The sequence below is a fragment of the Paenibacillus montaniterrae genome, assembly GCF_018403185.1.
In the GTDB taxonomy this organism is placed as follows: domain Bacteria; phylum Bacillota; class Bacilli; order Paenibacillales; family Paenibacillaceae; genus Pristimantibacillus; species Pristimantibacillus montaniterrae.
Genome location: NZ_BOSE01000008.1, coordinates 134974 through 157016, shown reverse-complemented (window position 1 = coordinate 157016; position 22043 = coordinate 134974). Strand labels below are relative to the sequence as shown.

Here is a 22043-nt window from a genome sequence, read left to right as displayed (position 1 = left end):
TGCTCTGCGTTGTAGCGTAGTCGACGGCGAATATGTCACGCTACCGAAGGCTGCGGTGCTCACGTAGCTTTTTGCCTACGCTGCGCTCCTCGCCTTCTAGTATCGTGCCATCTTCTTGGTCCTGAAAGCCGAGTTTTTGAACCTTTATTGGAAGGGGAAGTTCAAAAACACGATTTTGATGAGGATGCTCTGCGTTGTAGCCTATTCGACGGCGAATCTTGAACGCTAGCGAAAATTCCGGTGCTCACGTAGCTTGTGCCTACGCTGCGCTCCTCATTTTCTACTAGCGTCCAAGCTTCTTGGTCTTAGCACGAGAAAAGGCTCCGAAGCGCTGACAAGCTGTTTAAAAATATATGAGGAGTGAGCAAGATGAAAAAAGGAATTAATATTTGGTCTTTTGCAGAAGGAACTTCTATTAAGGATAGTATTGCGATTGCCAAAAAAGCAGGCTTTGATGGTATTGAGCTGAGCTTGAATGCTAGTGGCGAGCTAGGCCTGGAATCAAGTGACAAGGACATTCGTCAGATCCAGGCATATTTGGAGGACGCCCAGCTGGAAATTGCCGGATTGGCAACAGGATTGTATTGGGATTATGCGATGACCAGTGAAAAGGAAGAAAACCGCAGCAAGGCAATCGATATCTGTAAAAAACAGTTAGAGGCAGCAGCCGCATTTGGCGTTGATGCGATTCTCGTTATTCCAGGGGCAGTTGGAGTTGACTTTATTCCGGGGTCTGAGGTGGTAGATTATGATAAAGCCTATGATCGTGCTCAGGAAGCGATTGCCAAGCTGGTGCCTTTCGCTAAAAGCGCAGGCGTGGCGATTGCCATCGAAAACGTGTGGAATAAATTTTTGCTATCTCCATTAGAGCTAAGAGGCTTTATCGATTCCTTTAACTCTGAATTCGTTGGTTCATACTTTGACGTCGGCAATGTCGTGCACAGCGGCTATCCTGAGCAATGGGTTCGTATTTTGGGTCACCGTATTAAAAAGGTGCACTTTAAGGATTACCGTAGAGAAGCGGGCGGCTTGCATGGCTTTGTTGATTTGCTGGCAGGCGACGTGGATTATCCGGCGGTCATGAAGGCGCTGCAAGATATTGGCTACGACAATTATGTTTCGGCTGAAATGATTCCGCCATATAAACACCACAGCGAGCAAATTATTTATAACACATCAGCGGCAATGGATGCTATTTTGGGTAGATCAAGCAAGTAATACAACAATCGGAGAGGAGCTTTTATTATGTTGAAAATTGGACTGGTAGGATTCGGATTTATGGGCCGCATGCATTTTGACAACTACGAGCGCTTAATGCGTGAAGGAGCGGACATTGAACTGACGGCGATTTGTGACATTCGCATCGAGGAATTAAAAAATGGCGGTACCTGGGGAAATATTGCGACAGAGCAAGAGGTTTATGATTTATCGAAATATAAGCTGTATGACAATTTGGAGCAAATGCTCGAGCAAGAGCAGTTCGATATTATCGACCTTACGCTGCCGACTCCGCTGCATGCTGAGCTAGTAATTCCACTGCTGGAACGTGGCATCCACGTACTATGCGAAAAGCCTGTAGCCAGAACAGCAGAAGAAGGCCATAAAATGGCTGAAGCAGCACGCCGCACCGGCAAAACGCTGATGATTGGGCAATGCTTGCGTTTCTGGCCTGCGTATGAATATTTGAAAGCATGTATTGAGGATGGCCGCTTTGGTGCGGTAACAAGTGCAAGCTTTTTCCGTGGCAGCGCCTCTCCGCAAGGCTGGTTCCTGAACGGGGAATTGTCTGGCGGCTGCATGCTGGATATGCATATTCACGATACGGATATGGTGAACTGGCTGTTTGGCAAGCCAACAGCGGTTAGCTCACTCGCGCGCAATGTTATTGCCGGCAGCGCTTACGATATGGTTTCCACTCACTACGCTTATCCAGACGGCAAGGTGGTCAATGCACAGGCAGACTGGACATTGCAGGGTGATTTTGGCTTCGCGATGGGCTACCGCGTTAATTTCGAAAAAGGCAATATCATTTTTGAAAAGGATGTCGTAAAGGTAAATCCTAACGATGTAGCAGGCTTTGTACCTGAGTTGCCTGGTGATATGGGCTATTACCGTGAAATTAAAGCGTTTGTTGAAGCAGTGAATAAAGGTGAGCGTGTAGAAGCCTGCTTGCCTGAAAGCGCAGTTGAGTCGTTAGAAATTGTGGAAGCGGAAATCCGTTCAGCTGATCAACGCGGTGTATGGGTTGAGCTATAAAAACAATAGATATAAAGCTGGGATTACTGTTAAAGTATTCTCGGCTTTTTTGCGTTGTTTAACTTTCGGGCAAACACGCAGTTGCTTCACCGCATATCATCCTACTCATAATCATATAATTTAAAAAAGGGAGCGTGATGCATTGTGTCAATGGAAGATGATGATCGGTTGCAAGCTGAACAGGAGGTCGGTCCAACGGGGCCGACTGGACCGACTGGCCCAAGGGGATTACAGGGACAAAACGGGTTTAACGGTCCGACTGGTCCGACCGGGCCGTCAGGAACGGGTCCAACCGGCCCGACGGGAGCAGGAGGTACGGGTCCAACAGGAGCACAAGGTCCAACGGGGTCAACAGGAGAGCAAGGTCCAACAGGAGAGCAGGGACCGAAAGGAGATATAGGACCGCAGGGAGAAGCGGGGCCGAAGGGGGATCCAGGACCGCAGGGAGAAGCGGGGCCGAAGGGGGATCCAGGACCACAAGGAAACGCGGGACCGAAAGGGGATATGGGTCCAACCGGTCCTACTGGATTGTCGCTGGGTTTCGCTCAATATACAACGTCAACTACTATGTTCGTTGGCCAGTGGAGTGGGGTACCGGTTAATGGTTTTGGACTAGATTTTCAAACAGGGAATTTAGTTAGTCTTCACAACGATTCAATGTTTTATTTGTCTCCCAATCACGTATATTTGGTCAACTATCAAATTTGTTTTAACCCTCAGCCAGGTGGAATAATTGCTTTTCTTGCAACAGCGAATAATCCAAATAATGATTTCTCACAGTATACCGCAGGTGGCTCGCAAAATGCTATGCCCGGACAAACTATGTTAAATGGCTCTGCTATTGTCAACGGTGGAGTGTACTTGCAGCTTAAAGTTGCAAGTGGTGAGGTAAATCTCACTTATAGTTCGGGGGTCCCATCAGCTAGTATGAACTTTGTGGCAATAGCTTGATGGTCTGAAAAGACCAAGATAAGAACGTATGTTCCAAAAAAACGAGAAGCGTAATGATGTAAATGCGCATTGTTAGAAGCTTTACCCCACATATCATTAGGATACCGCTCGAAAGGAGTTTTGTGAAATGGCAAATGAAAATGAAAATTTGCAGGCTCAGCAGGATATCGGTCCAACGGGGCCGACTGGCCCGACTGGCCCAAGGGGATTACAGGGACAAAACGGGTTTAACGGAGCGACCGGTCCGTCAGGAACGGGTCCGACGGGCCCGACGGGAGCAGGAGGTACGGGACCAACAGGTCCCACGGGTCCAACAGGATCAGGTGGTACGGGCGGAAAGATTAGCGTCTATACTTTCCCTGATGTGAGTTTTACTGGAGGAAATACAACCCTGTTCCAGCAACAATTGGGGCAACTTGAATCAGGGCTTTATAGGTTCGAAATATATGTACGATTAGCCTATTTTGGTGGTCCATATACTGTCCCGTTTACTGTAACATGGGAGAATGGGAACTACTATTCTCCAGTTGTAGTTGAGGGTCTGGTTTCTGATAATTCTTACAATTATTTCTTGAACACCTCACATATTTTTACCGCGTCCGAAAATTCTTATGTTAAATTGGAACTCAGTGGGAACGTATCGCCAAACATCCAATTCCTGGATATGCTTCTGACGATCACTCCAGTTTCGCAAGGTTCATAAATAATTAATAGCCTATAAGAGCTCTACCTTTATTGGAAAACATCAATATTGGTGCTAATTTCTACACACAGCCCATTGACCAGGAACATAGGACCAAAGGAATTTTTTCTTTGGCTTGGTCAAGGCGATACTTCAGTAAGGCGTGATATCGAGCAAGATATCGATTCAGCTATCTACGGGGTTGCGAAGCTAAAGACGTACAATAAATAGTATAGAGAATAATAAAACCGCGAAGTTCCTACTACTGTAGGGGCTTAGCGGATTTTTCTTGTATATACAAGGAAAATTTGAAAGGATAATGCGCACATTTATATTTCCAAGGTATTCTCCCCAAGCAAAATCAAGTTGCTACACATACCAATAACATGTAGCATCCTTTTCATGCTCATTCTCATGCGCTTCAATTGGACATGCACCTAAGTGCAGCGGGTAGAGGTAGAAGATTGGGCGCTATCCGCCTTGGCGAAAGCTGAAAGGCAATCTAATCTAAAGGAGTTTTGTGAAATGGCAAATGAAAATGAAAATTTGCAGGCCCAGCAGGATGTCGGCCCAACGGGTCCGACCGGTCCGACTGGCCCGAGAGGATTAGCGGGACAAAATGGGTTTAACGGAGCGACAGGTCCGACCGGGCCGTCAGGAGCAGGGCCTACAGGGCCGACGGGAACGCCAGGGCCAACGGGTCCAACGGGAATAGGAGTGACTGGTCCAACAGGAACTCCAGGCCAAAAGGGAGATACGGGCCCGCAAGGGAACCCGGGGCAGGCTGGTCCAACGGGACCAGCAGGTTTGTCACCAGGGTTCGCCCAATATACAACTTACACTGGAATTGGCGTACCTAATCTTGAAACACCAGTTAATGGGTTCACACTTGATAAGCAAGCTGGGAATTTAATTAGTGTTGACGGTACTGGAACTACTTTCCAGTTGGCTCCGAATCATATGTATCTAGTAAATTTTCAAGTTTTTTTCAGTGCCACTCAATCAACAGGAGTATTTGCTTATCTTTCAACTTCTGAAAGTGGGGACAATTTCCAGGCATTTTACCCTGGGGGAACTGGGAGTTCATTAGTAAATCCCTCGACGCTTATGTTGAGCGGCTCCGCTATTGTTGATGGAGGCTTGTACTTGCAGTTTACCGTTGGTAGTGGCTTGGCGTCTATTGGTTCCTTCGTCTACCCTACAGCAAGTATAAATTTCGTAGCTATAACTTAACCTTATCCACACGAACACAGTTTAATCCAGAAGTGGTATCTGTGTGTTAAGAAAATGGACATCCTCGTAATGTGAAGATTCGCAGTAAAGCGACTTCTTACTTGCAGAGCGAATGTCCATTTTCTTTTATATACAACGAAAATTTCGGAGGGATAATGCGCACATTTATATTTTTATGGTGCTTTTCCCCAAGCGAAATCAAGTTATCGTACATAACAATAACATGTAGCATCCTTTTCATGCTCATTCTCATGGTTTCAATTGGACATGCCCCTAAGTGCAGCGGGTATAGGTAGAAGATTGGGTGCTATCCGCCTTGGCCAAAGCTGAAAGGCAATCTAATCTAAAGGAGTTTTGTGAAATGGCAATTGAAAATGAAAATTTGCAGAGCCAGCAGGATATCGGTCCAACCGGCCCAACGGGCCCGACTGGCCCGAGAGGATTACAGGGGCAAAACGGCTTTAACGGCGCGACCGGTCCGACCGGACCGTCAGGAACAGGAGCGCCGGGCCCAACAGGAGCACCAGGGCCAACAGGTCCATCAGGAACTGGTCCTACTGGCCCTACCGGTCCAACAGGAACACCAGGCCAAAAGGGAGATCCGGGTCCGAAGGGCGACCCAGGTCAGACTGGAGATCCAGGCCCGAAGGGAGACGCTGGTCCGAAAGGTGACACTGGTCCAACAGGGCAAACTGGCCCAACGGGTCCAGCTGGAGCAGGGAGCGTATATCTCTATAAGGATTACCCTGTAAATTTGAATGATGTTGGGTATCAGACGATATTTAACCATTCTTTGTCAGGTCAATATTATAAATTCGAAATTTATGCATATTTAGAAGCCCTCACCAACTCGAAAGGATATTTTCAGGCTAATGTAATTCCTACGTTTATCCGGGAGGGGAGTTATTATGAAAGTTATACGGTTATAACGGGTTATGTTGATAGTAGCTTCCCTTTTAGTGAATTTAATTATATTTTTTACTATTCAGGTACGACAACTGGCTCATTTGTAGGCTTAGGTATTGGCGTTGATCCATCAATTGCAAATACTTTAACTTCACTGAAAGTTAGAGATATTATGCTAACCTTAACGCCAATTCCTGCGCCAGTATCTTCATAAATATGTCCTAGTCAAGAGTTGATCCTTCCACATTATGACAAGAAGCATCAAAGAACACGTCTGGTTCTTTGGTGCTTCTTAATAGATGACAGCCCCCATATAGTAAGCGACGACAATATGGTATAATTTAAGAAGAAAGATTGGATTACCCGTAATGACAAGGAGGCAGCGATGAACGACACAGCATTAGAGCTTCAATTATTTGAGAATTTAAAGCCGGAGTTAACCTCGTACTGTTACAGAATGCTGGGCTCCATCATTGATGCGGACGATGCTGTCCAGGAAACGTACATTCGCGTATGGAAAAGCTGGAGCTCTTTCAGGCAAGAAGCTTCATTTAAAACATGGGTTTATCGGATTGCTTCAAACATATGCCTGGACAAGCTTCGCCAAGCCAAACGTCGGACTCTCCCAGTAGACTTGTCAGACCCGGCAGTTTCTATCGTCGAACCTCGTGAAATGCTGCCCGACTCATCATGGGTCTGGCCTGCTCCAGATTTTTCCGATAATCCGGAAGAGATTCTCATGCGTAAAGATACGCTTCAGCTCTGCTTTATTGCACTTCTGCAAACATTGCCTCTTCGTCAGCGCGCGGTACTTATTTTGAAGGATGTATTCGAATGGTCCTCCAAAGAGATCGCAGAAACGTTAGAAATGTCGCCAGCAGCGGTAAACAGCGCCCTGCAAAGAGCAAGAGAAACATTGAACAAAGCGCAGCTTCGTTCCGACGAGTTCAATATGATGGATGTCGAGCCTGATCAGGAGCTGCTTTCACGATACGTAAAAGCCTTTGAGCAATTTGATATTCAAGCGCTAGTAGCGTTGTTTCATGAGGAAGGCAGTATGTCGATGCCGCCTTTCGTTATGTGGATACATGGCAAGGACGATTTGTCCCAATTTTTCGAGCTTACAAGATGGCATTGTGAAGGCTCTCGCTTTATACCAGTTACAGTAAATGGCGGTTACCCTGCGTTTGCGCAATATATGCCAAGTAAAGAGCCATCCATCCTTGTTCCATGGGGAATTCACGTCGTAGAAATCAAGGATAATAAAATCTTCCATGTGCAAAATTTCATAAATGCAAAATTATTTTCGCGATTTGGACTGCCTGAGCAAATAAACCGATGAATTTCGCAATTGGATTACGTCTAAAATAGTGAGACGCAAAAATAATGATAAATTGAGAGAGGTGTCCATTAAATGGAAACAAGTAATCAAGCGAGAGTAACGGTAGAGGCAGTCATTCAAGCACCAATTGAAAAAGTTTGGAATTGTTGGACGGAGCCGGACCATATTATGAAGTGGAACCAGGCTTCAGAGGATTGGCATGCGCCAAAAGCGGAAAATGATTTGCAAGTCGGCGGCAAGTTTCTTACGAGAATGGAAGCGAAAGATGGCAGTGCGGGCTTTGATTTTGTTGGCACTTATGATGCTGTAAAGCAGCATGAGTTGATTTCATATACAATGGGTGACGGGAGGAAGGTTGATATTTCGTTCAATAATCAAGGAAATGAAACGAAGGTCGTGGAAACCTTTGACCCTGAAAGCACCCACCCTGTTGAGTTCCAGCAGGCCGGCTGGCAAGCGATTATGGATAATTTCAAAAAATATGTAGAACAAGCCTAATTAGAGGAACGGATATGAACCAAAACAATGGAATAAACAATAACATTACTGCAGCGCAAGTAGGTGATCGTGAGATCGTAATCTCCCGCGTATTTGATGCGTCGCGCGAGCTTGTATTTGATGCCTGGACGAAAGAGGAGCATTTGGTGAAATGGTGGGGACCTCAAGGCTTTACATCGACTTTTCAGACGTTTGATCTGAAACCGGGGGGTACATGGGAGTTTGTTATGCACAGTCCTGATGGCGTTGATTTTCCAAACATCCATATATTTATTGAGCTTGTAAAACCCGAACGAATCGTTTTCAAGCATGATGCGTTTCCCCATTTTTTGGCGACAGCTTGCTTTGAAGAAGTAGATGGGAAAACCAAAGTTACTTATCGTACCGTTTTCGAAGAAACGGACGAAACATTCGAAAAGGTGAAAGCCTACGCCGTCCCGGGTGCAGAACAGACGATGGATCGTCTAGCGGAGCATCTGAAGAGCTTTTCTTAGCAGAATGGATTATGATACACCAAGAAGCTTCCAGGCCATCATGTCTGGAAGCTTCCTCGATTATAGAAATTTTTGATGGTTACGAACCGATATAGATTGTGGAGGTGTCCTGGAACCAAATGATGTTGGCGCCCAACGCCTCGCTAACAAAGCGCAAAGGTACCATTGTTGACCCGTTCATTACTTTTGCTGGTTGGGCAAGAGGTATGCTTTTGTTGTTCACCGTTGCAACCTTGGAATCGATCGTTAATTTGATTTCTGTCTCGCCTTTTTTCGCAGTGACCACTTTGTTTTTACTGTTCCAAACGACGGTAGCTCCTAACTTCTCAAAAATGGCACGCATTGGAACAAGTGTAGTCCCGTTTTCCAGCACAGGTGGCTGAGTGTAGGCTTGATGCTCACCGTCTATATAGACGGAAATGTCGTTCAAAGCACGGAGCTCTTTTACGCCTTTATCTGAAAGCATAAACTTGTAAACTTTGTCTGCTGCATCATTGTAGCCGCTCATTCGAATATAATATTTACCGGCTTCGAGTGTTTTTACGGTCGAGGAATAGGAGCTGCTGTTTGGGTTCGAATAATGCTTTAATAGTTGAGCTCCCTTTGCATCAGTAAGCTCCATATACCATGTAGAGCCTGCCTTATTCTTGATCCCAGCAGCGATTTCTGTCTTTTTATCTAATGTAAAAACGAAATAGTCATTACTCGTTCCTGAATAAGTCCAAGTATCATAGTATTCCTCAATTACCCCGGAATAAGCTTTATTCAATTGTACAGCTGTCGCTTCCTGCAATGTATCATTAGGTTCTTTCTCAAAATTCGCCCCTTGCAAGTAAGTCGTTTCAAAGGAATAAGGCACACTAACCGTTTCGGGCGAGCCGGTCACTTTCATATAGTAGGTTCCGGCCGGCAAACCAACCTCGATTCTGCTGCTCTTTTTAGACTTGTCTAGTGGCTCGGTCAAATTGTTGGAGAATAGCGTGTTGAAGGTGTGTTCTGGAGTAAGAATGTCAAGGTACCAGTTTTTACCTTCCTGATTATGAATCGTTACAATTACATTACCGTCAACAGGAAGTGTAAATTTGTAATAATCGACACTGGAGCCTGCATCAGAAGAGTAGCCTTCAATTACACCGGTATATTTGCGGTTCAATTCAATAGAGGTTGCTGTTTCAAAGCTGTCGTTTTTCTCTGTTTCCGTTAAATTGGGGTTCGCTGAAGCAGTTGGATTCAATAGACTGGACACTAATGTAGACATTAAAACTAAAGATAAAACCATCATGCCTAGCTTTTTCAATTAGCATCATACTCCTTCATTCCAATAATGGAAATAAGTAGGAAAGTACATCTAATTTCCTCAATATGCATTTTAACACAGAACAGTATGCAAATATATTAGAAGTTTTTATGATGCTGATGGTCACCTGAATCCAGTAAAACACAGGAAAGCTACATGTTTTTTCGAAGGATTCAGGTGCTCAACGGAATGGTCATAACGCATATAGAGCAAGGCAGCTTTATTGTGCCAGGATACGATTTTGTCCTGCCAGCTCCCTTAATTCAGCGGGCAGCCGGTCACGTTCTTCATCTGATTCATCCAGCTCGACTCCATAGTAGTAGCCGCCTTCATGTGGAAGGCTCCAGCGCAGCGATCCCTTTAATGTTAAAGGCACATCATTTAATAATATTTCCATGCTTACCTCAATATGATTGTTCTCAACAGGCAAGGAAACCGGCATCCATATGCGGCAGCCATTGCGATTCAAATTATATAAAATGGCAAGCACAGGCTTTTCGGGTGGAACAATGCCATTAATACTTAAAAATTGCAGATCAAAAGCGACAGGCTCTTTCAATACGTAGCGAAAAGGAGTTTTTCTGCGATTGTTCATCATAGTGGCCTCCGTTAGTTACAATTTTGTCTATACTCTATTCATCGACAGAAGCACGATGAAGATGAAGTCGTATTGTACTGTTCGTGGCATGCAGAAACAACTCAGTAGTACCTTCGAGCTAAATAATCGCAGACGTCGAAATTTTCACTCTATTTCGTCAAAGGCTGTGATACTATATAGAGTGAGCATAACGTCATTTAATGGAAATTTAATCTCACATTTATGTGAGCATGAAGGACAATTGAAGATCGGAGGTTCAGAATGCAGAAGGTAGAAAATACTGTAGAGCGTAAAAGAAAAGACATTCACATGAGCCATTTGGCTTCCGTTGGTCAAATTGCCGCAGGTATAGCCCATGAGGTTAAAAATCCGTTAACTGCTGTTAAAGGATTTTTGCAGCTGCTAAGAGAACGGCATGATCGCAATTACGTAGAAATTGCCGAATCAGAACTGGAAAACGCGATTGATATTTTGCAAAATTTACTGCAAGTGTCCAAACCCGAGATGGAGGACGAGACATATGTTTCGGTTAATTTGGCGGTAGAGCTCGATGCATTGACCCAGCTGTTCCAGGATCAGTTTTATCGGGTAACGATCCACAAAGATTTGCAAGCCCCAGATACATACATATTCGGCAAAAAAAATCAACTAAAAAAAGTTTTTTTTAATTTATTGAAAAATGCCTTTGAGGCGATTCCTGATCAGGGCTCCATCTATATTGAACACACCGTTACGGACGATGAGGTAATCGTTTGCATTCAGGACAATGGTTTAGGCATTCCACAGGAAAAACTGAGTATGCTTGGCACGCCATTTTTTTCGACGAAGGCGAACGGAACGGGGATGGGGCTTACTCTTGTTTTTTCTGTCATTTATCAGCATGGGGGCACGATTGAAGTGCAAAGCGAGGAAGGTGTCGGGACGAAATTTACCATCTCGTTTCCAAAGGAAATGAACAATATGAAATTAAAAGAGGTGGTTACGCTGGAGCTGGAAGCTACAACACACTTAAATGAATTTTTTATTGTAAATCGGGAAGCGTTTGAACAACGGCTGCTAATGGAAGCTGTCAATGTACGAGATAAAATTGACGAAATTCTCACAATCGGCAATATTAACCTGCTTGAGAATGCACATAAGCTGGTGCTGTACATTATTGATGGAAAGGAGTATGAAGTAATTGCTTTCGCCAAGCAAGAAGGTGTTATGTGGGCAAAGCATTCCTTGACGCTTGCCTTTAAACTGGAATGGATTCAGGCTGTACGGCGCGTAATGTGGGATTTTCTGTACAATTTCGATCGGCTGAACAATCAATGCGAATCGCGAGAGCATTATTACAGTCTGGAGAAAAATATTAACCAGCTGATGGATCAATTTCTAAATCAGCTGTTTATTAGCTATTCACAATTTAAGGATGATCTGATTCGAGCACAGCGTGCAATGGTCGAAGATCTTTCTGTGCCGATTATTCCGTTGACCCGCACAACTTCTATTCTTCCACTCGTTGGTGCGATCGACGAGCTTCGCGCCGAAACGATTGAGGACAAGATCATAACGCAAATTGGCAATGACAAAATTGAAACGCTGATCATTGATTTGTCAGGTGTAATGGAAATGGATGCGAATGTCGTGCAAAAGCTGATTAACGTCTTTGACGGAGTGAATATGATGGGAGGTCAGCCGATCGTAACAGGGCTAAGGCCGGAGGTTGTAAAGATGATGATTCGTTCAGGGCTGTCCTTTGAGAAGAAGGCGATTACGAAAGGAACGCTGCAGCAAGCATTGGTTGACCATTTGGCAAATGCATTTAAGCCGGCATAACGCTCTTACTTTATTTTATAGCGCTTTTACGCTATAATGTTTACATTCTAGCGAAAAAGGAGGGTGATACTGATGGCAATCAGAGATTGCCGGATTGGCAAAGCCTCATGCAAAGCCTGATTTAGAGGCGATACTTTGCGTGGGGGGCCAATCTTACGATGTCGCCCGTTTACAAATTATCGTTTTCTAATATTTGGCTTTGCAGCTTATTTTATATTCAAATTTAAAATAAGGGGCTGTTGTCCATGTGCGAACCATTTATTAGAAACTATCAATATAATGTCATCAAGAGTCAAGCGAATGCAGCGCTTCAAGGCTTTCGAACCATTAGCGATCCAAAGGTATTGGAATCTGTACGCTTTAGTGCGCAATCCAGGGTGCTTGAGCTGTTTCCTAACGCTACGGCAAGCATGAAGTCGATGCTGGAGCCTGTTTCAGAGTTGAAGTCTGTCACCGATTTGCAGCAATATTTGCAGGAGCTCGAGCCATATCTGATCGAGTTTCCGCGTATTACTGAAGGTCAGCTGCGCAAGCTGTTCAAGAAAAACAAAAAGCTGAAGCTGCCGGACCTTTCGCAAATTGATTTCCGTTATGTGTCTTATTTGAGCTGGACCGATATTGCGACCAATAAAATGTTTATTGTGTACGATGCGGACGGACAATTTGTTGGTATTGAAGGCAGATTTACAGAGACGAATAAGAAAAACTATTGCTTCGTTTGCAATAAGTTTGAAAAGCTCGCGTTATTTTCGGCCATTTCGAAAAAGAGACCAGAAAGCTCGCCTGATAATTATAAATCAGTTGGCAATTATATTTGTATGAACGGCCATGAGTGCAACAAAAATATTACTGATGTTGCTTCTCTGGAAAAGTTCATTAGCTCGGTTCTGTCATAGAACCACACCGTAAGCTAGTTAAAGGCGGCCCGCCCGGGTCGCCTTTTTTATTTGCAACGCTTGGCTACTAAAAAAAGTTAGAGCTTTACAGCATAACGATTGTTATATATCATATGATATATAACAATCGTTATTTATTTAGGGCGTGCCTGAGAACTCCGAGGACCACTGTCAGACACGCCCTAGTGTGAGGAGAATCAAGTATGGCACCGAAGAAGAGGTTTTCAGCCGAGCAAATTGTCGAAGCTGCGTTCAGCATTGCCAAATCAGAAGGAATGGACAGCATTTCAATACGGAAAGTAGCGGAGCAGCTGGGCAGCTCAATTGCACCAATCTACGTTAACTTTAGCGATGTGGAGGAGCTGAAGCGTGCAGTCGTTCAAAGGATTAGCCAAATCGGACAGCAAATGATTGATAAACAGAATACGGGCAGCCCATTTGACGATATTGGCATGGCAAGCTTACAGTTTGCGATGGAATTTCCGCTGTTGTTTCGGGATCTGGTCTTAAAGCCAAACGATTATTTGCAGCATTATGATCAGGATATGGGCAATGAGCTAGTAACCCATATGAAAAAAGACCCTGAGCTGGCAGGCTTTACTGATGAGGAGCTGCGGATCATTTTGCTTAAGATGAGGGTATTTCAAACAGGCTTGGCGGTGATGGCGATCAATGGACAATTGCCGATTGCAGCTGATCTGAAAAGCATGAAGGAACTGCTGGACAGTGCCGCCGAGGATGTCATGCTGGCAGCACGATTGCGCAAGCAGCCGGATGCGCAGCAATGATGCATTCGACCAGGTGAAGAGGATTAAGTAAATAAGCGCAAGGGGGAAGCGGGATGGATGTTGAAGCGATTAAAGGGGAAATCGAGCAGACGCTAGCTAGCAAAGTAAGCCAGGACTCTAAGCTGCATAACATATATATACTCGTGCACTCGGATGCAAGGCATATACATTGGCCAATGGCAGCGGGCAGCACAGATGAGCTGCTGGCGAATCCGCATCAGCCCTTTCATACAGCAAGTGTTGGGAAGACATTCACTTCGGTCATATTGGCGATGCTGATTGAGAAAGGTCTTGCCGCCTATAATGATCCGATTGCGAAATATTTGCCTTCAGACTTGCTTGAAGGGCTGCATGTCTATAAGGGAGAAGACTACTCGCACGAAATTCAGCTCCAGCATTTATTGAGCAATACATCAGGCTTGCCTGATTTTTTCGAGGATAAGCCGAAGCGGCATCGTCCATTTCTTGAGGAAGTATTAGAGGAACCGGCACGCTTCTGGACGCCGGAAGAAACGATCGAATGGTCCAAGCAGCATTTGCAGCCGCGCTTTCCGCCCGGCAAGGGGTTTCATTATACTGATACAGGCTACAATTTACTGGGGCTTATTATTGAGTCAATTACTGCAAAGCGCTATGCAGAAGTGCTGCATGAAACTATTTTCACGCCGCTCAACATGAACCACTCCTATTTGGCGCATTATTCCGAGCCCGCTGTTCCCAGTGAACACCCGGTCGCGAGCCTGCATCTTGACGAGCTGCACATAAAGCTTAACGACTATCGCAGCTTCAGCAGCTTCTATGCCAGCGGTCAAACGGTCAGTACGACAGAGGATCTGCTGCTTTTCATGAAGGCGCTAACCAAGCAGCAGCTGTTGAAGGATGACAGCTTACGCAAGATGCAGGACTGGAAAAAAATGAGGGTCGGCATGAAATATGGCTACGGTCTGATGCAGCTGCAATTTCTCCCATTCACTCGCAAGTACACAGCCTGGGGCCATCTTGGCGTCAGTGGAGCGTTTATGCTGGTTGTACCAGCGCTCGATCTATATCTGACAGGGAGCTTCAATCAAACCGCCTATCGCTCGAAGGGCATAAACCTATTGTTTTTCAACGTTATTCGCAAATTGGCCGCCGTGCTTAGCTAGTGGGCACGACCATTCATATAATCCACTAAAGCGTTTATTGTCACGTTAAGTAGCTAAGTATTCTATACAGCCATATCATAATTTGTTATGATAATATGCAGAATATTTGGTTTACAAGTAAACTAATGAATGTCGGAGTGGACTGCGATGGATAAGCATAAGAAGGTAACGATGCAAGAAATTGCCGATCGAGTTGGCGTTTCGAAATATGCAGTTTCTAAAGCGTTATCAGGAAAGTCAGGCATTAGTGCCGCTACGAGGGAAAAAATATTTGAGGTGGCATCCCAGCTTGGCTATCTCGAACAAAAGCTCGGCAAGCGAACTCAGCTAATAAAGCAACTGAATGAAGAGCAAAGCAGGCTAGTCGGGATTCTTATTCCCAATATTAGAAGTCAGAACAGAGAGTCAGGCTACTGGGGAAGGATCCTTGACGGTGTCTTTAAGGGACTGGAGAACAGCGGCGTCGCCTCTGTTCTTATTACAGATGATGTACCTGACAATTTTCATAAGGTTATGAGGCCTGAAGGGCTGCTGGGCATTATCGGGATTGGATTGATTCAATCCGCCATGCTGGTTGAACTGCGCAATATTGGTGTGCCCTTTGTACTGATTGATCATGAAGATGATTTGGTTAGCTCAGACAGTATTTTTATGAACAATTATGATATTGTACGCAAGCAAGTGATGTATTTGATAGGGAAAGGTCATACCAATATTCAATTTGTCGGGGACTGGAGATTCGCGAGAAGCTTTTCTGATCGCTGGAGCGGCTTCAAATCTGCATTGCAGGAGCATGAAATACCGTACGAGCCAGATCGTGATTTACTTTCTATCCAACCAACGCTGGCCATTAGCAACCTGGAGCTTATTGCACGGAGATTTAAGCAACTGAAGGAGGGAAGCCTTCCTACTGCGTTCGTATGCGCTAACGATAAAATTGCTTCACTTTGCTTGAATGCCATGAATGAGCTTGGTATTCGCGTTCCGCATCATACATCCATAATCGGCTTTGACAATGATGCGGAGATTTTAGAGCAGTTTCCTGAGCTCAGCACGGTAAATGCTGAAAAGGAAGTACTTGGTATTAAAGGAGTAGAAATGCTTTTCAGGCGCCTGGCCAATATTTATATGCCTTATGAGAAGATTTTACTGCAAAGCGATCTCATTATTCGCGGGAGCATAGATGCACCTGACCCTGCTTCGGTTTACAAAAGCAGCAATTAAATCAACATTTGTTATTCGATAAGAAGCGTTTTTGTCTAAGGACAGAGACGCTTTTTTTTGTGTTCTAGAAAATCTAATGAATAATTGTTTGTTTTGAAAGCGATTAAAGTAACCTTGTTAGGTTTACATATAAGATAAAAGTTAGTTTATTTTAGTTGACAAATTCTCTATGTATCTTTTAATATAAACTGAGAAAGCGGATACATTTTATCGTGAAACCTGATTCTAACAGAAATGAGGGAATGCTATGTTTGCGAAGCAGTCGCGAATTAAACATCAACATAATATAGCAGGGTATGTCTTTATTTCCCCTTGGTTAATAGGCTTCCTGCTGCTAACGCTATGGCCCATTTTGCAATCGCTTTATTTATCGTTCACGCAGTATTCATTGCTTGATTCCCCAACCTGGATTGGGTCGCAAAATTATGAAAATATTTTTCAAAAGGACAGACTTTTTGTCAAGTCGCTTGCGGTCACCTTTACTTTTGTGTTGTTTGCTGTCCCTATCAAGCTATTTTTTTCATTGATGGTTGCAATGCTGCTTAATCGGGATATTAAAGGAATGAGCTTTTATCGTACATTAATTTATTTCCCTTCTCTTATTGGCGGCAGTATTGCTGTTGCAGCATTATGGCGCAATATGTTTGGGCTAGATGGCTATATCAATCATGTACTTGGCTGGTTTGGAATTGAAGGCATTGGCTGGATCTCCAATCCCAATACAGCGCTCGGCACCCTTGTTTTGTTGAGTGCCTGGCAGTTTGGCTCAACGATGGTCATATTTTTGGCTGGGCTGAAGCAAATCCCGAAGGATTTATATGAATCAGCTTCAGTAGACGGGGCAGGAGTGCTGAGGAAGTTTTGGAATATAACACTTCCAATGCTGTCGCCTGTCATGTTTTTCAACCTCGTATTAGGAATCATCAATGCTTTTCAAATGTTCACTTCGGCGTTTGTCATTACAGCGGGCGGTCCTGCCAATGCAACCTACATGTATGTTTTATTTCTTTATGAAAAAGCCTTTAAGCAATTTCAAATGGGTTATGCTTCTGCTCTGGCATGGATCCTGCTGCTCATTATCGCCGTATTCACGATTATCAACTTTGTAGTTTCTAAATATTGGGTCCATTATGAATCCGAGGGGAGAGGATAACTATGGCAACAGAAGCAAAAAAGGCTTGGAAAAGCCATCTCATTCTAATCCCTTTCTCCTTGCTGATGATCTATCCAGTTATATGGTGGATTGGCGCTTCATTCAAGAGCACTTCTGAGCTGTCATTGCCTACGATTTGGCCCAAGCAGTGGATGTGGGAGAACTATACAGAAGGCTGGACCTTCTCTTCGCAATATACGTTTACAACATTTTTTGCTAATACGTTGATGATGGAATTTTGGAATGTGCTGGGCGGGGTGCTGACTGCTGCGCTGGTTGGATATGGCTTTGCCAGGCTTAATTTTAAATTTCGCAATTTCTGGTTTGCTGTGTTAATGATGACGCTGATGCTGCCGGCACAGGTTACGGTGGTTCCGCAATATATTCTGTACAACAAGCTTGGTTTCGTCGACAGCTATATTCCTTTGATCCTGCCGCATTTTTTTGGAGGAGGAGCATTCTTTATATTTCTAGTTATACAGTTTATTCGCGGAATTCCGCGTGAGCTGGATGAAGCTGCGCAAATAGACGGAGCATCTGTTTACGGAATATTTTTTCGTATTACTATGCCGCTCATTAAGCCAGCGCTGTATACGGTAGCCATTTTTACGTTTCTGTGGAGCTGGGACGATTTCTTTTCTCAATTGCTTTATTTAAGCTCAGTCGAAAAGTTTACAGTCGGTCTTGGCTTGAGAATGTTTATTGACCAATTTGAAGTCCAGTGGGGGCAATTGCTGGCCATGTCGCTGCTATCTGTTTTGCCATCCGCGATTATTTTCTTCCTGGCTCAGAAGCATTTTGTTGAGGGTATTGCTACGACAGGAATAAAGGGATAGTTCAAAAAATGAAAAGGGAGTGTATTTAACATGAAAGCAATCAATCCATGGTTTAAGCTGTTGACCACAGCTACTCTAGTTTCCGCACTGGTCATTTCCGGCTGCTCCTCCAACTCAACGGAGTCTGCCAACAAGTCAAACTCAGGCGCTTCAAAGAGTGGAGGCAGTACGAACATAAAGATTATGTGGTGGGGCTCTGACCAGCGGCATGAAGCAACAACGAAAGCATTAAAGCTTTATGAGGAGCAGCATGCCGGTCTAACCTTCACTCCTGAGTATACCGCTTGGGACGGCTACTGGAGCAAGCTGCCGACACTGGCTGCATCAGGCACCTTGCCCGATATTATGCAGATGGATGCGGCTTATATTCAAAGCTATGTCAAGCGCGGCTTGCTGGCCGACTTGTCTGAGCTTGATCTATCAGAAATCGTGGATGAGCAAGTGATAGAGAATGTGAAGATAGATGGAAAGCTGTACGGGGTTCCGCTCAGTTACAATGGGCAGGCTATGGTATACAACAAAAAGGCCTTTGAACAATATGGCATTACACTTCCACACAACAATTGGACATGGGAAGAGTTTTTTGAATATGCTCGTGAAGCCCGTACCAAGCTTCCCGAAGATGTTTATCCGATTGATGACCTGAGAAATATTTGGGAGTGGTATCAGTTTTATCAAACCTCTAAAGGGCTTGGTCCTATTTTCAAGGATGGTAAGACCTTCAATTTGGATAAGGAGACATGGTTCGAGTTTAATGAAATATATGCCGATTTTCAAAAGCAAGGCATCGTTCCACCCGCTGACTTGCAGCTATATTCCAAGGAAAATGATCCTCAGACAGATTCGTTTGCCAATGGGCACGTCATACTGAGAGGGTCGTCAGTTGGCTCTGCAAGTGCTGTAGAAGCGCTGCTGCCGGAAGGAGGAGAAATTGCAGTCAACAGCTATCCTGTCGGAAATGCCGGAGGGGGATGGGCGCAATCGACGATTTTCTTCTCGGTTAGCGCCAAGTCCAATAATATCGAGCAAGCCAAGCAATTTTTGAAATGGTTTATTTCAGATCAAGAAGCGGGCAAGCTTCTGGCAACGACTCGCGGCATTCCAATTAATAGTGATGTTCTGGCAAGCATTGAGCCAAACCTTACTTCGGGCGAACGACTTGGCATCGACTTGCTTGAGGTTGCCAAGCCGAATGCATTGCCGTTCTATCCGGCCCCTTCCGGAGCTGAAGACTTTACAGCAACCTACAAATCAGAGATGGAATCGGTTATGTTCGGCCAGACGACATTAGAGCAAGCCTATGAAACGCTTGTAGAAAAAGGAAAAGCAGCTGAGAGCGCGATTCAATAATGATGATGGAGGAGAGCATGGAACTTACGGGAGAATGGAGATTACAGCATTTTGATGTCGGGCAGTTTCCTCCCTTGCAAATAGCTGATGAAGGGCTGGATGATAGATTTTGGCTAACAACTACAGTACCAGGTGATGTCCATTCGACTTTGATTGAGAGGAACATGATTGCTCATCCCTATTACGGACATAACGATTTAAACTGTCGCTGGATTGAAGAAAAGGAATGGTGGTATCGCACAAAATTTCAGCTGGACAACCGTCCTGCTCAGCATGAGAAGCTCGAACTTGTTTTCGAAGGACTGGATACATTTGCTACGATTTATGTCAATGGTCTTGAAGTTGCAAAGACGGCTAATATGCATCGAGGGTATTCATTCGATATTACTAGAATAGCTAAAACGGGCAAAAATACGATAGCTGTTAGATTTGATCCGTTGTTTCTTCATCATAAGGACAAGCAGCAGATGCAATGGTCCTCCTATACGAAGGAGCGTCCATGGATACGCAAGGCTGCAATGAATTATGGCTGGGATTGGGGTCCAAGATTAGTGACAGCAGGCATATGGGGCAAGGTTCATTTGCGCAGAAGTGCTCATGCGAGAATTGAAAGCGTATATGCTAAAACATTATCAATCGCAGACGAAGAGGCAGTGCTGCTGATAGAGACCGAGGTTAAACGGTATAATCCAGCTGCTAAGCTGACTGTAAAGGTGTCCTTGCTGAATGCCCAGGGCCACCTGGTTGCAGAACAAGTGCAGGCGCTTCAAGGCGGGCACAGCGAAAGCTTGCTTCATATCGCCAGTCCAAATCTGTGGTGGACGCATGATCTTGGAAGTCCTTATTTATATCAATTGGAAATGACTTTGCTCGTTGATGACATGGCTGTTGACAGCTGCGTGCAGCCCTTTGGCATCCGCTCTATTGAGCTGCAGCTTAAGGATGAACAAGGCAATCACTCCTTTGCTTTTATACTGAACGGTGTCAAACTATTTGCCAAAGGCTCCAATTGGATTCCTGTAGACAATTTTATTGGAGCCGCTCCTGATAAGCGGTACACCGACTTGATCGAGCTTGCGGTTGGCAGCAACATGAATATGCTGCGTGTATGGGCAGGAGGGATTTACGAAAAGGATATTTTCTATCGTGAGTGCGATCGGCTTGGCTTGTTAGTATGGCAAGACTTCACATTTGCTAATGCCCTATTTCCTGATTATAATGCCGACTTTATGGAAAATGTGAAGCAGGAAGCGAGCTACAATATTAAGCGGCTAAGAAATTATGCGTCGCTAGCACTTTGGTGCGGCAATAATGAAATCGATTGGCTTTACGATATGAAGCTGGCTGATGGAGATATTACATGTCCTTTCTACGGCGAGACCATCTATCATGAGCTGCTGCCGCAATTGCTGGAGGAGCTTGATCCTGCACGTCCATACTGGCCATCTTCACCATTCGGCGGCAATGACGCGAATGATCCCGATCAGGGGGACCGCCACAATTGGCAGGTTTGGCACGGCTCGGTTTACCCAAGAAAATTTGGCGAGAAGACGATGCTGGATTACAGTATTGAAGGTGTAAGCTTCAAAAATTACAAGAAAGATCATACTCTGTTCAGCAGTGAATTTGGCATGCATGCTTCAGCCAATCGCTACACATTAGAAAAATACATTCCCGATGGACAATTTTATTGGGGAAGTGTAGAGATGGCTTATCGCAATAAGGATACTAACCATCGTAAAGGAATATTGCTGATGGAGGGCTATACAGGTGCTCCGAACAATATCGAGCAATATATGAGCTTTTCCATGCTGACGCAGGCGGAGGGCTTGAAGTTCGGCATCGAGCATTATCGTCGCAACAAGCAACGGACAAGCGGCTCATTGATTTGGCAGCATAATGACAGTTGGCCGGGAACGAGCTGGTCTTTAATTGATTATGAGCTGCTTCCGAAAGCATCCTTCTATTATGCTCGCAAATTTTATCATCCGCTGCTATTGACGATTGATCATGAGCCCGGTGCGTCTACTGATCTCTGGGTCGTTAACGATACGCTGCAAAGCATGACAGGCAGCATTCGGCTGGAGACTTATCATGTAAGCGGCGCGCTTGTTCAGCAGATGGAGGTGGCAGCAACTGTTCCAGCCAATCGCTCGGTTAAGCTGAAGCAGTGGAAGGAAGAAGAGCTGCTTGGCGGCATTGCCGCGACCGAGGCTGTCATCAAGCTTTCGGCTGAGGAATGGAGCTGCTACGACAATTACTATTATTTGCGAGATCATCAATTGCTGAAGTTGCCTGAGTCAGTTCTTGCTGCTTATTGGTCGCAAGAGCAGGGCTTGCTTTATATTCGAGCGAGCGGAGCAGTAGCGCGTATGGTAAATATACAGATTGCACAGAGCAATGTGCGCATGAGTGATAATTTCTTTGATTTATTGCCAGGTGAGAGCAGGGGCATTGCGCTTCATCAAGCTGACGGCTTCGCTCTTGCTGTTGATTCAATCAGAATCAGTGCATTAAATGCAGCCGAAATAAGCGTGATTCGAAGCTAGCAAGCTTGTAATGACAATTCCATG

Annotated in this window: 20 protein-coding genes; 18 read left to right on the top strand and 2 right to left on the bottom strand. The window is 44.8% G+C overall.

Features of this window, described 5'->3' with window-relative positions:
* Positions 1–369: 369 nt before the first annotated feature.
* From KJS52_RS19580 to KJS52_RS19540, 9 genes are all read left to right on the top strand, one after another.
* The gene (locus KJS52_RS19580) at positions 370–1218 is read left to right on the top strand and encodes a sugar phosphate isomerase/epimerase family protein (protein ID WP_213518566.1); all 849 of its coding nucleotides are present in this window, start codon (positions 370–372) and stop codon (positions 1216–1218) included.
* Positions 1219–1245: 27 nt separating this feature from the next.
* The gene (locus KJS52_RS19575) at positions 1246–2256 is read left to right on the top strand and encodes a Gfo/Idh/MocA family protein (protein WP_213518564.1); all 1011 of its coding nucleotides are present in this window, start codon (positions 1246–1248) and stop codon (positions 2254–2256) included.
* Positions 2257–2406: 150 nt separating this feature from the next.
* Complete coding sequence (locus KJS52_RS27535; RefSeq protein ID WP_246563804.1) at positions 2407–3207, top strand: collagen-like protein; 801 nt, start codon at positions 2407–2409, stop codon at positions 3205–3207.
* A 127-nt stretch (positions 3208–3334) separates the two neighbouring features.
* Positions 3335–3910 (top strand): hypothetical protein, encoded by a 576-nt coding sequence (locus KJS52_RS27805; protein WP_213518926.1) that lies wholly within the window; start codon positions 3335–3337, stop codon positions 3908–3910.
* 504 nt (positions 3911–4414) lie between these two features.
* Positions 4415–5122, top strand: coding sequence for a hypothetical protein (locus KJS52_RS19560; RefSeq protein WP_213518563.1), 708 nt, complete (start codon positions 4415–4417; stop codon positions 5120–5122).
* A gap of 361 nt (positions 5123–5483) precedes the next feature.
* On the top strand, positions 5484–6242 hold the full coding sequence (locus tag KJS52_RS19555) for a hypothetical protein (RefSeq protein WP_213518561.1): 759 nt from the start codon (positions 5484–5486) through the stop codon (positions 6240–6242).
* Between the two features lie 144 nt (positions 6243–6386).
* Complete coding sequence (locus KJS52_RS19550) at positions 6387–7370, top strand: sigma-70 family RNA polymerase sigma factor (RefSeq protein ID WP_373871374.1); 984 nt, start codon at positions 6387–6389, stop codon at positions 7368–7370.
* A gap of 72 nt (positions 7371–7442) precedes the next feature.
* A complete protein-coding gene (locus tag KJS52_RS19545) occupies positions 7443–7868 on the top strand; it encodes an SRPBCC family protein (RefSeq protein WP_213518557.1) in 426 nt (141 codons plus the stop codon).
* A gap of 14 nt (positions 7869–7882) precedes the next feature.
* A complete protein-coding gene (locus KJS52_RS19540; protein WP_213518555.1) occupies positions 7883–8362 on the top strand; it encodes an SRPBCC family protein in 480 nt (159 codons plus the stop codon).
* A gap of 79 nt (positions 8363–8441) precedes the next feature.
* Here the strand turns inward: KJS52_RS19540 and KJS52_RS19535 are convergent, their stop codons facing one another.
* Both KJS52_RS19535 and KJS52_RS19530 read right to left on the bottom strand, forming a co-directional pair.
* The gene (locus tag KJS52_RS19535) at positions 8442–9659 is read right to left on the bottom strand and encodes a copper amine oxidase N-terminal domain-containing protein (RefSeq protein WP_213518553.1); all 1218 of its coding nucleotides are present in this window, start codon (positions 9657–9659) and stop codon (positions 8442–8444) included.
* Between the two features lie 220 nt (positions 9660–9879).
* Complete coding sequence (locus tag KJS52_RS19530) at positions 9880–10254, bottom strand: PilZ domain-containing protein (RefSeq protein ID WP_246563773.1); 375 nt, start codon at positions 10252–10254, stop codon at positions 9880–9882.
* Between the two features lie 264 nt (positions 10255–10518).
* On the opposite strand from KJS52_RS19530, the gene KJS52_RS19525 reads away from it, so the two are divergent.
* From KJS52_RS19525 to KJS52_RS19485, 9 genes are all read left to right on the top strand, one after another.
* The gene (locus KJS52_RS19525) at positions 10519–12078 is read left to right on the top strand and encodes an ATP-binding protein (protein WP_213518549.1); all 1560 of its coding nucleotides are present in this window, start codon (positions 10519–10521) and stop codon (positions 12076–12078) included.
* A 245-nt stretch (positions 12079–12323) separates the two neighbouring features.
* Positions 12324–12974: a FusB/FusC family EF-G-binding protein gene (locus tag KJS52_RS19520; RefSeq protein ID WP_213518547.1), complete on the top strand. Its 651-nt coding sequence runs from the start codon at positions 12324–12326 to the stop codon at positions 12972–12974.
* A 203-nt stretch (positions 12975–13177) separates the two neighbouring features.
* A complete protein-coding gene (locus KJS52_RS19515; RefSeq protein WP_213518545.1) occupies positions 13178–13762 on the top strand; it encodes a TetR/AcrR family transcriptional regulator in 585 nt (194 codons plus the stop codon).
* Between the two features lie 53 nt (positions 13763–13815).
* Positions 13816–14907 (top strand): serine hydrolase domain-containing protein, encoded by a 1092-nt coding sequence (locus tag KJS52_RS19510; RefSeq protein ID WP_213518543.1) that lies wholly within the window; start codon positions 13816–13818, stop codon positions 14905–14907.
* A 147-nt stretch (positions 14908–15054) separates the two neighbouring features.
* Positions 15055–16131: a substrate-binding domain-containing protein gene (locus tag KJS52_RS19505; RefSeq protein WP_213518541.1), complete on the top strand. Its 1077-nt coding sequence runs from the start codon at positions 15055–15057 to the stop codon at positions 16129–16131.
* A 247-nt stretch (positions 16132–16378) separates the two neighbouring features.
* Positions 16379–17284 carry a carbohydrate ABC transporter permease gene (locus KJS52_RS19500; protein ID WP_213518539.1) on the top strand — a complete coding sequence of 302 codons (906 nt, stop codon included), beginning with the start codon at positions 16379–16381 and terminating at the stop codon, positions 17282–17284.
* A gap of 2 nt (positions 17285–17286) precedes the next feature.
* Positions 17287–18120 (top strand): carbohydrate ABC transporter permease, encoded by an 834-nt coding sequence (locus KJS52_RS19495; protein WP_213518537.1) that lies wholly within the window; start codon positions 17287–17289, stop codon positions 18118–18120.
* Between the two features lie 30 nt (positions 18121–18150).
* Positions 18151–19470: an ABC transporter substrate-binding protein gene (locus KJS52_RS19490; protein ID WP_213518535.1), complete on the top strand. Its 1320-nt coding sequence runs from the start codon at positions 18151–18153 to the stop codon at positions 19468–19470.
* Positions 19471–19487: 17 nt separating this feature from the next.
* The gene (locus KJS52_RS19485; RefSeq protein ID WP_213518533.1) at positions 19488–22019 is read left to right on the top strand and encodes a beta-mannosidase; all 2532 of its coding nucleotides are present in this window, start codon (positions 19488–19490) and stop codon (positions 22017–22019) included.
* Positions 22020–22043: the final 24 nt, after the last annotated feature.

What these genes read in the sequence shown, in the direction of transcription:
- KJS52_RS19490 (WP_213518535.1), top strand. Translation starts at nt 18,151, where the DNA reads ATGAAAGCAATCAATCCATGGTTTAAGCTGTTGACCACAGCTACTCTA.
- KJS52_RS19505 (WP_213518541.1), top strand. Translation starts at nt 15,055, where the DNA reads ATGGATAAGCATAAGAAGGTAACGATGCAAGAAATTGCCGATCGAGTT.
- KJS52_RS19485 (WP_213518533.1), top strand. Translation starts at nt 19,488, where the DNA reads ATGGAACTTACGGGAGAATGGAGATTACAGCATTTTGATGTCGGGCAG.
- KJS52_RS19520 (WP_213518547.1), top strand. Translation starts at nt 12,324, where the DNA reads ATGTGCGAACCATTTATTAGAAACTATCAATATAATGTCATCAAGAGT.
- KJS52_RS19495 (WP_213518537.1), top strand. Translation starts at nt 17,287, where the DNA reads ATGGCAACAGAAGCAAAAAAGGCTTGGAAAAGCCATCTCATTCTAATC.
- KJS52_RS19525 (WP_213518549.1), top strand. Translation starts at nt 10,519, where the DNA reads ATGCAGAAGGTAGAAAATACTGTAGAGCGTAAAAGAAAAGACATTCAC.
- KJS52_RS19530 (WP_246563773.1), bottom strand. Translation starts at nt 10,254, where the DNA reads ATGAACAATCGCAGAAAAACTCCTTTTCGCTACGTATTGAAAGAGCCT.
- KJS52_RS19575 (WP_213518564.1), top strand. Translation starts at nt 1,246, where the DNA reads ATGTTGAAAATTGGACTGGTAGGATTCGGATTTATGGGCCGCATGCAT.
- KJS52_RS19510 (WP_213518543.1), top strand. Translation starts at nt 13,816, where the DNA reads ATGGATGTTGAAGCGATTAAAGGGGAAATCGAGCAGACGCTAGCTAGC.
- KJS52_RS19560 (WP_213518563.1), top strand. Translation starts at nt 4,415, where the DNA reads ATGGCAAATGAAAATGAAAATTTGCAGGCCCAGCAGGATGTCGGCCCA.
- KJS52_RS27535 (WP_246563804.1), top strand. Translation starts at nt 2,407, where the DNA reads ATGGAAGATGATGATCGGTTGCAAGCTGAACAGGAGGTCGGTCCAACG.
- KJS52_RS19580 (WP_213518566.1), top strand. Translation starts at nt 370, where the DNA reads ATGAAAAAAGGAATTAATATTTGGTCTTTTGCAGAAGGAACTTCTATT.
- KJS52_RS19515 (WP_213518545.1), top strand. Translation starts at nt 13,178, where the DNA reads ATGGCACCGAAGAAGAGGTTTTCAGCCGAGCAAATTGTCGAAGCTGCG.
- KJS52_RS19540 (WP_213518555.1), top strand. Translation starts at nt 7,883, where the DNA reads ATGAACCAAAACAATGGAATAAACAATAACATTACTGCAGCGCAAGTA.
- KJS52_RS19555 (WP_213518561.1), top strand. Translation starts at nt 5,484, where the DNA reads ATGGCAATTGAAAATGAAAATTTGCAGAGCCAGCAGGATATCGGTCCA.
- KJS52_RS27805 (WP_213518926.1), top strand. Translation starts at nt 3,335, where the DNA reads ATGGCAAATGAAAATGAAAATTTGCAGGCTCAGCAGGATATCGGTCCA.
- KJS52_RS19545 (WP_213518557.1), top strand. Translation starts at nt 7,443, where the DNA reads ATGGAAACAAGTAATCAAGCGAGAGTAACGGTAGAGGCAGTCATTCAA.
- KJS52_RS19500 (WP_213518539.1), top strand. Translation starts at nt 16,379, where the DNA reads ATGTTTGCGAAGCAGTCGCGAATTAAACATCAACATAATATAGCAGGG.